We start from the raw sequence: 8,151 nt of genomic DNA on the forward strand, positions 1-8,151 counted from the left end.
ACCGAAGAGAGACACCATGAAAAAAATATTGGCGGCTGGAAAGCCGCTGGCGGCAGTGGCTTTGGCGTGCGCGTCGCTGACGGTTCACGCTCAAAGCGCCGGCGACAACGTCGTGGCGTTCGGCTGGTTTCACGTGATGCCGCAAGACTCCAGCGACCCGCTGACCACGTATGTCGCGCCCACGCCGATCAACACGCCGTTGCGCCTGCCGTCGCAATTCACTTCGCCGGGAACGAGCTTGTCGACCGAGCACGCCGATACCGCCGGCCTCGTGTTCAGCCACTTCTTCACCGACCACATCGCGGCGACGGTGGTGGCTGGCGTGCCCCCGGCCTTCGAGATCAACGGCCACGGGACGATCCAGCCGCCGGGACCGGCCGGCGAGCTTGGCAATCAAAATCTTGACCAGACCAATCCGCTCGTAAAGAGCGTGCGGCAATGGAGTCCGACGCTGATTTTCCAGTACTACTTCAACGCGCCGACAGACAAGTTCCGCCCGTTCGCCGGCCTTGGCGTGTCCTATAACTTCTTCACGAACATCGAACTCAGCAACGGCTTCCAGACGTCTACCCAGGACAATCTCGGCGCGATCCTGGCTGCAGGCGCGGGTAAGCCGGGGCCGACCAGCGTGGAAGCCAAGGCGTCGTCGTCGTGGCAACCGGTGTTCAATCTCGGCGCGACCTATTACTTCGACAAACATTGGGGCGTGCTGGCGTCGCTGACGTACATACCCTTGAGGACGACGTCGTCGATGATCATCAAGGCGGCAGACGGCACCGAACTCGCGACCACGAAATCAAAGCTGAGCGCCGATCCGCTGATCACGTTCCTGGCGGTGACATACCGCTTTTAAGCCCGCATCTGATCCAGGAAATTTGGGCAAAAAAAAGCCCGCCTAAGATGGGCGGGCTGAATCCATATCAGTAGAGACATGGAGGAGACAAACAAACTATAGCAAATGCATTGGTGCAATGCAACATCCGTGTTTGTCTCCGCACATATCTGTGTCACCGATGCGACACCTGGGGCCGTAGCCGGGGTGGATTCGGGGTGATTCTGACGCCCCATCCCCTCGCCAGCACCGCTTAAGGATGTGTCATCGACAGGATGAAGCCCAGTTGATCGATGGAAACAGGCTTCACGAGGTGTATGTCGAAGCCCGCTTCTTGTGTCATCGCGCGAAGTTGAGGCTGGCCCCAGCCAGTCAACGCAACGAGCAGCATCGCGGAACCATTGGGTAGCGCACGGAACGCGCGGGCACAGGAAAGCCCGTTGATCGGCGACTTGCCGAGATCGAGGATCACCACTTCGGGCCCGAACTGGCGCGCGACATCGAGCGCTTGTGATTCGCAGGAAGCCTGGGCCACCTGGTAGCCAAGCCCGATCAACAGGTTGGCGAGGCCGCTCAGGGCGTCATCGTCTTCGTCGGCTATGAGAACGCGCTTGGTCATGGCCGCCTCACTTGCGCGAAACCGGTAGCATCGATCCGGGATGGTTCGACGAGAAATCGCGCGGCATAGCGCGTCGCACGAACCGGGTGTGTCGTCGGCTACAGCGAGCCTCGGCGCCATCCACGTAGCCGATGTCGCAACGAACGCAAGACCCCGAATAATAGTTTTTCATATGGGCGCCGTCCTCTCCATCCATCTTCTTCTAGGGCGTAGTACCGCCGATCAATCCGGTATGCAGAACTCTGCGCCCGAGGCGCGTGCTGGTATGTGCGCCATCCAATGCAGAATCCCTGCAGGCCACCTGGCTCCGGTCCCGAATTGTCCGCCTTGGAGTATCCAGGCCGCATAAAAGATACCCGGTCTCGCGCCACGTTTCAATTCAAGCAATGACACGCGCAGCGAACGCAGTATAGGCAAGCTTGCCGGGCTACGTCGCTAAATTTGTGTACGGTGCGCCACAGCTTTAAAGCGCAATCGATTGCGACTTCCCTACACGTCAGCCGTGCTCTCCTACACGTCAGCCGTCACCTGCCCGCACGCCGCACGGCGACCTGTCCCAGCACCGCGAAATCCTTGTCGCCGTCGCCGTGAGCGAGTACGTCGATAAGGTTGTCGCGTACAAGGCTCGCCACCGGCAGCGCAACATTCACCGCCTCGCCCGCCGCCATTGCAAGGCGCACGTCCTTCAAGCCGAGGTGCGCCTTGAATAGCGCCGGCTCATAACGCTGGTCAGCGATCATCCGGCCGTAGCCCTGATACACCGGCCCCGGAAACAACGTGCTGGTAATCACATCGAGGAACGCGTGCGGATCGATGCCGTGTCCGGTCATCAACGAAGCCGCTTCGCCCGTCGTTTCGATCGCCGATGCCAGCATGAAGTTCGCCGCCAGCTTGAATACGTTCGCGTGCTGCGGCGCGGTTCCGACACGCCACGTTTTCTGTCCGATCACATCGAAAATGGGCTGCACGCGATCGATCGCCGCGTCGGGGCCTGCTGCCAGGATGTTGAGCTTCGCGGCCACTGCAACGTCCGTGCGGCCCATCACCGGCGCCGCGACATACATCACGCCGTGATGTTCGTGGAGCGTGACGAGTTCCTCGCAGAACGCGACGGAAATTGTCGCCATGTTCACATGCACGAGGCCTTTCGGCGCGCGCTCGAGCACACCACTGTCTATCAGCACGCCGCGCACCGCGGCGTCGTCGGCGAGCATGGAGAACACCGCGTCGCCCGCGAAAGCTTCGGCCGGCGAATCGACCACCTTCGCACCCTCCGCCGCGAGCGCTTTCGTCGCCTCGCGCGAACGATTCCAGACCCGCACCGTGTGGCCGGCTTTCAATGCATTCAGCGCCATCGCGCTGCCCATGCTGCCCAATCCAATGAAACCGATGTCCATGTCTTGCTCCTGTGAGTACCGATGAAACGCACTGCGTCGACCAATGCCATACTGGACCGCATGACGACCGCCACGTTCCGTTTTCATCGGGAGTTGAATGAGTTCCTGGTGCGCACCCAGCGCGATCAGGCGCTCAAGTGCGCATGTCCGCGAGCCTCGACGACCAAGCACATGATCGAAGCGCTCGGCGTGCCGCATACGGAAGTAGCGTTGATTCTACGCAACGGCCGGCCATCTAGCTTCGATACACCCATCGAGCATGGCGATTTGATCGACGTCTATCCGTCGCGCGTCATGCCGCATGCACTCGAAAGCGCGTGTCCGCTACGAGTGCCACTGCGGGCGGAGACCGTCCGATTTATCGCCGATGCGCATCTCGGCGCGCTCGCCCAATTGCTTCGCCTTGCCGGTTTCGACACGCGCTACGACAACCATTTCCCCGACGATGAAATCGAGCAGCTTGCCCACGATGAACATCGCGTGGTGCTGACCCGCGATCGCGAGTTGCTCAAACGCCGGTCGCTGGTTCACGGCTGCTACGTGCGCGCGCTGCAACCCGATGCGCAATGGCGCGAGGTCGCGGCGCGACTCGATCTTGCGCCGCACGTGCGTCCCTTCCGGCTATGCCTGATGTGCAACGCGCCGCTGCGGGTGGCGAATGCCGCCGAAGTGAGCGATCGCGTACCCGACGGCGTGCTCGAACGGCACACGCGCTTCGTGACTTGCGATGTGTGTCGACGGGTGTTTTGGGAAGGCTCGCACTGGAAGCGGATGCGCGCGCGGATCGAGGAGTTGATGGACGACGCGCCGGGCAATTCCACGGCTCGGGCGTCGGGCTGACGCGACCTGCGTACAATATGCGCCTCGCACCACTGCGCCCTTAAAGCTTCAGGAGCTTCGCGTGAAAAAATTCGATATCGAAAAGAACAAGGCGCTCAAGCTTGCCAATAGTTTGAAACAAGGCAACTCGGCGCGTTTCGGCACCGACGCCGCGCCAAAACTCGACAAGCGCGAACAGCGCCGGCTCGACCAGGAAAAGGGCCTCGTGCCGTTTGCCTGCAAGCTCGACGCCGATCTGGTCAGGCAATTGCAGGAACGCGCAACCGCGCACGAAGGCGGCATGTCGGAAGCCTTGGCTGACTTGCTGGTGGCCGCCGGGCTGACGCGCAAAGAGGGTTGAGCGCTTCGGTTACGTAGCAAAAAAGCCGTTCCGGCGGGTCGCGGAACGGCTTTTTTGCGCGTGCGTTTTTTACATCGGCTTCAGACGCTGCCTTCTTTCTCGATCACCAAGATTCGCGCGATACCCACGGGCTCAGCCATATGTTCATCGCCGGGTTGGGCATGGAAGATATCCCCGGCATCGAGGATCGTCACTTCCTCCGCGCCCGCGCGGCGTACGCGCATGCGAACCTGGCCCTGCATCACCGCAAACACTTCTTCGCCATCGTTCACGTGCCACTTGTACGGCGCGTCGGTCCAGTGCAAGCGGCACGAGATGCCGTGCATCGTGGTGATATCGAGCGCGCCCCACGCACCGTCGGCCGTGAATTCCGCGCTTTTGATGATTTTCATCGGGTCGGACTTGCCTCAGGCCTTCTTGTTATAGGCATTGCACCAGCCTTTCGACGCGACTTGCTTGCCGCCGAACATGGGGCAGCCAGCGTATGCATCGGTTGCCTTGCCTTGGTAGAACGAGCAATTACCGCAATCCTGGCCGGCGGCGTAACGCGGGAATTTGGCTTTGTCGACCGTGGAGGCGTCCGCCTTGTAGCCCAGGTTTTGGGCCATTGGATCGGACTCTGTCAGCTTCGCGGGTTCGGCGGCGAACGGGGTACGCGATACAGCCAGTGCGGACGCCGCGGCGACGCTCGATATCAAAAACGTACGGCGAGAGGTTTTCGAGATTTTCATGGGAATGTCTCCGTATCTTGGGGGGTGCGTCGTTCTTGGTTGACGACGACGCCAGAGCATATCAATGCAAAGCGGGTGAAGACCGGCCAAATATTGGGCATAAGTTTGGCGCAAGGGAAGGCCCCTACCCGACCATCCGCGCCACCTTCTCCGCAATTGCGAGCGAAGCCGTCAGCCCCGGCGATTCAATCCCGTACAAATTGACCAATCCTGCCATGCCGTGCGCGGCCTTACCCTGGATCACGAAGTCAGCGGCAGGTTGCCCCGGGCCCGACAGCTTCGGCCGGATACCCGCGTAAGCCGGCTGCAAAGCGCGATCCGGGAGACTCGGCCAATATGCGCGGATCGCAGCGTAAAAACTCTCCGCACGTTGCGGATCGACGCCGTAGTCGATTTTTTGGATCCACTCCACATCAGGGCCAAACTTCGCCTGGCCACCCAGATCGATGGTTAGATGCACCCCAAGTCCAGCGTCGCTGGGCATCGGATAGATAAGGCGCTGAAAAGGGGTCCGCCCACTCACGCTGAAGTAATTTCCCTTCGCAAAATAAAGCGGCGGCACGTGGCGCGAGTCAAGTCCACGCATCTTGCTCGCGATCTCGTTCGCGTACAGCCCGGCGCTATTGACCACGCACGCGGCCTGAAAACGCATGGGCGCCTCGCCGCCGGTTTCCAGGATAAAAACGCCATCGCGTGCATCGATATCCGTCACCGGCGTATGGAACGCCACGGTTGCCCCGCCACGCTCGGCGTCACCCTGCAGCGCCAGCATGTATTGGTGACTATCGATAATGCCCGTCTGCGGCGACAGCACCGCCTCCACGCATTGCAGTTGCGGCTCCATCTCCATGGCCTCGGCCGCGCTGACGCGTACCAGATCCGACACGCCGTTTTCGATGGCCTTTTGCTGGATCGCCGCGAGCTGCGGCAACTGGTTGCGCGCGGTGGCGACGAGCAACTTGCCGCATCGGCTATAAGGGACGCCGCGCGCATCGCAATAGTCGTAGAGCATGGCGCGGCCACGCACGCACAGCTCCGCCTTCAACGATCCGCGGGGGTAATAGAGCCCCGCGTGGATCACTTCGCTATTGCGCGAACTCGTGCCGATACCGATCGCCTCGCCCCTCTCGAGCACGATCACTTCGCGTCCGCGCGCCGCCAGCGCCCGCGCGATGGCGAGCCCGACCACTCCCGCTCCGATCACCACACATTCGATCTGATCCATCTCACTATTCTAGGCGACGCGTACACGGGCCAGTCAAGAGCGGCCGTTATTGCATGATTTGATGAAGAACGCCGCACATAGATGTTATTTTTAGAAATAATCCAGCTGCCATCCAAAATCTGGCCATTTTGGAACAAAAAAGCCGCCTTTCGGCGGCTTTTTGTGCAGATTTCGCATTTTTGCGATGTGTGGCGGCATCGCGTCGAACTAGAAACCGATGGGCTTCTTACGGCTGCTGTTCGCCAGCTCAATATCCTTTGCCTGCACCTCGTGGCGGTTATCGATGCGCGCATTACCGAATGCGTTCAACATCGCGCGCCGCATGAGCCGGGGCGATGCCTTCGTCAATGCATCGAGCGGGGCATCGCCGAGCGTCTCGGGAAAGCGCGCGCCCCATGCGTGCGCCGTGCGAATTTCATGATAAATCGCCTGCGCGATTCGACGCGCACCATCGCGATCGGGCGGCGCGATCTCGTACACGTTCATCCGGTTCAGCAACGGTTCGGGAATCGTGTGCGCTTCATTTGCCGTCGCGATCCAGACCACATTGCCCGCGTTGATCGGCACCTCCGCGAATTCATCGATGAAACTTTGCGCCGTATCGTGTTCCAGCAGTGCATAGAGCGCGCCCAAGGGGTCGTATTGCGCGTCGCCGGTGGCTTTGTCGATCTCATCGATGGTCATGACGGGGTTGGCGTAGCTGCCGTTGACCAACGCGTCGAAAACTTTTCCCGGCTTGGCGTTGCGCCATTGCGACGATGCGCCCGACAAGATCCATCCCGCGGTCAGCGAACTCATCGCGAGGTAATGGCACGTCGTGCCCAAAAGCCGTGCGAGCTGTTTTGCAAAATGCGTCTTGCCGATGCCCGGTTCGCCCAGCAGCAACATCGGCGCTATTTCAAGCCGGTCGTCCGTCTCCAGGCACAGCGCGATCTGCTTGCGGATGTCGTTCAGCGGCTCTTCGAAGTTGGGCAGGTCCGCCACGAGATCGTCTATCGACGGCATGCGGTTTGGCTTCACGCAAAAGCGCAGGTTGCCGGTCTTGAGCATTTTTTCATAGGTCGCACGGAGCGCCTCGCTGGCGCCTTCGCTCAAATCATTAAGCGCAGTTTCTACCTTGTCCAGATCGTAGACTTTGCTGAATGACGCCACGGCGAGGTCTTGCTTGATTACGGCGGTGGTCATTGATTGCTCCGTGGTTTCGCTTGTTGCCGGGTCTTCTACTGGGCGTTTTCAGGGCCGCTCGGCGCTTCTCTGATCTTGCTTCCCTGATCGCGAAAACGCCGCACCCTTCTTTTCAGTTTATCGGCCATTAAAGAGCGCGCAAGCGAGCACTCCCAAGCGTCTGCTGCTAATCGGCGGTAAAACCACTCCTTGCGCAACGCGCGCTCCACGCTTGTATGATGGTCGGTCGCGCCACTCGTTTTGGCTTCAGGCGTGGAACGTGCGAGGAGCGGTTCGACTCGCCGGTTTGATTCGCCGGTTTGACTCGCCGATTTCGCGGTGCCTGGAACGCCGTTTGGAACGCTCCCACCCGGTCGATGTCAGAACTTTGCCGCGCCGACTCACCCCGATTGAAAACGCATCAGGAGAACCATCCAAAATGTTGAAACTCCGCAAGGCCGGATTGCTGTTTTGTACGGCTTGCGCCGTCTCATTCAACGCCTTTGCCCAAGGTTCGACGCCGCAGTTGGTGCAATGGGATCTACAGGTTTTGCGCGATGGTCAGCAAATCGACAGCTTTTCCGGCATCACGAACGTCGGGCAGGCCAAGACCGATACGCATCATCACATTGTGAAGAACAATGTCGGTTGCGCCGATAAGCCCGCCGGCGACATCGACTTGCAGCGCACACTCACCGTTTCCCCGATCCACGCGAACGCCGACGACGTGACTTTGCAAATCGATGCGCAAGAAACGCTGCAGGAAAACGCGTCGACCACCACGCCGGAGGGTTGCAAGGTGCCGCCGCAGCCGCGTCAGGTCACGGCAACCCACCCGGGCCTCGAGTTGAAACCCGGCGAGTGGTCGACGTGGCAAATCGTCGACAAGAACCCGACGCTTGTCTACAAGGTCCGGGCGACGTTGTCGTCGGCGACGGCCGCGCAATAGCGCTTAACATGTAGACAAAACATCGACAAAGCGCGCCATCGCCCAGTCCCATAC

At 60.4% G+C, this 8,151-nt stretch carries 10 protein-coding genes; 4 read left to right on the forward strand and 6 right to left on the reverse strand.

The features are described 5' to 3' along the window. Nucleotides 1-16: 16 nt before the first annotated feature. The gene (locus tag WCA53_RS21975) at nucleotides 17-853 is read left to right on the forward strand and encodes an OmpW/AlkL family protein (RefSeq protein WP_423915571.1); all 837 of its coding nucleotides are present in this window, start codon (nucleotides 17-19) and stop codon (nucleotides 851-853) included. A 232-nt stretch (nucleotides 854-1,085) separates the two neighbouring features. On the opposite strand, the gene WCA53_RS21980 is transcribed toward WCA53_RS21975, so the two are convergent. Continuing rightward, nucleotides 1,086-1,451, reverse strand: a complete 366-nt coding sequence (locus WCA53_RS21980; protein ID WP_423915572.1) for a response regulator — start codon at nucleotides 1,449-1,451, stop codon at nucleotides 1,086-1,088. A 524-nt stretch (nucleotides 1,452-1,975) separates the two neighbouring features. After that, nucleotides 1,976-2,848, reverse strand: a complete 873-nt coding sequence (locus tag WCA53_RS21985; protein ID WP_423915573.1) for an NAD(P)-dependent oxidoreductase — start codon at nucleotides 2,846-2,848, stop codon at nucleotides 1,976-1,978. A 60-nt stretch (nucleotides 2,849-2,908) separates the two neighbouring features. On the opposite strand from WCA53_RS21985, the gene WCA53_RS21990 reads away from it, so the two are divergent. Then, entirely contained in the window at nucleotides 2,909-3,688 is a 780-nt protein-coding gene (locus WCA53_RS21990; protein WP_423915580.1) for a Mut7-C RNAse domain-containing protein, read from the forward strand. 61 nt (nucleotides 3,689-3,749) lie between these two features. After that, on the forward strand, nucleotides 3,750-4,028 hold the full coding sequence (locus tag WCA53_RS21995) for a hypothetical protein (protein WP_423915574.1): 279 nt from the start codon (nucleotides 3,750-3,752) through the stop codon (nucleotides 4,026-4,028). Between the two features lie 80 nt (nucleotides 4,029-4,108). Here WCA53_RS21995 and WCA53_RS22000 read toward each other — a convergent pair whose 3' ends face one another. The 4 genes from WCA53_RS22000 to WCA53_RS22015 form a co-directional block, all read right to left on the reverse strand. Continuing rightward, complete coding sequence (locus tag WCA53_RS22000) at nucleotides 4,109-4,420, reverse strand: cupin domain-containing protein (RefSeq protein WP_423915575.1); 312 nt, start codon at nucleotides 4,418-4,420, stop codon at nucleotides 4,109-4,111. 15 nt (nucleotides 4,421-4,435) lie between these two features. Then, nucleotides 4,436-4,759 (reverse strand): high-potential iron-sulfur protein, encoded by a 324-nt coding sequence (locus tag WCA53_RS22005; protein WP_423915576.1) that lies wholly within the window; start codon nucleotides 4,757-4,759, stop codon nucleotides 4,436-4,438. Nucleotides 4,760-4,883: 124 nt separating this feature from the next. Further along, a complete protein-coding gene (locus tag WCA53_RS22010; protein WP_423915577.1) occupies nucleotides 4,884-5,984 on the reverse strand; it encodes an NAD(P)/FAD-dependent oxidoreductase in 1,101 nt (366 codons plus the stop codon). A 207-nt stretch (nucleotides 5,985-6,191) separates the two neighbouring features. Further along, a complete protein-coding gene (locus WCA53_RS22015) occupies nucleotides 6,192-7,169 on the reverse strand; it encodes an AAA family ATPase (protein WP_423915578.1) in 978 nt (325 codons plus the stop codon). A gap of 418 nt (nucleotides 7,170-7,587) precedes the next feature. Between WCA53_RS22015 and WCA53_RS22020 the strand changes: the two genes are divergently transcribed. After that, nucleotides 7,588-8,097 carry a hypothetical protein gene (locus WCA53_RS22020; RefSeq protein ID WP_423915579.1) on the forward strand — a complete coding sequence of 170 codons (510 nt, stop codon included), beginning with the start codon at nucleotides 7,588-7,590 and terminating at the stop codon, nucleotides 8,095-8,097. Nucleotides 8,098-8,151: the final 54 nt, after the last annotated feature.

This window comes from Caballeronia sp., assembly GCF_049581465.1.
GTDB lineage: Bacteria > Pseudomonadota > Gammaproteobacteria > Burkholderiales > Burkholderiaceae > Caballeronia.

Coding starts and splice junctions, on each gene's coding strand:
- WCA53_RS21975 (WP_423915571.1), top strand. CDS start 17: ATGAAAAAAATATTGGCGGCTGGAAAGCCGCTGGCGGCAGTGGCTTTG.
- WCA53_RS21980 (WP_423915572.1), bottom strand. CDS start 1,451: ATGACCAAGCGCGTTCTCATAGCCGACGAAGACGATGACGCCCTGAGC.
- WCA53_RS21985 (WP_423915573.1), bottom strand. CDS start 2,848: ATGGACATCGGTTTCATTGGATTGGGCAGCATGGGCAGCGCGATGGCG.
- WCA53_RS21990 (WP_423915580.1), top strand. CDS start 2,909: ATGACGACCGCCACGTTCCGTTTTCATCGGGAGTTGAATGAGTTCCTG.
- WCA53_RS22000 (WP_423915575.1), bottom strand. CDS start 4,420: ATGAAAATCATCAAAAGCGCGGAATTCACGGCCGACGGTGCGTGGGGC.
- WCA53_RS22005 (WP_423915576.1), bottom strand. CDS start 4,759: ATGAAAATCTCGAAAACCTCTCGCCGTACGTTTTTGATATCGAGCGTC.
- WCA53_RS22010 (WP_423915577.1), bottom strand. CDS start 5,984: ATGGATCAGATCGAATGTGTGGTGATCGGAGCGGGAGTGGTCGGGCTC.
- WCA53_RS22015 (WP_423915578.1), bottom strand. CDS start 7,169: ATGACCACCGCCGTAATCAAGCAAGACCTCGCCGTGGCGTCATTCAGC.
- WCA53_RS22020 (WP_423915579.1), top strand. CDS start 7,588: ATGTTGAAACTCCGCAAGGCCGGATTGCTGTTTTGTACGGCTTGCGCC.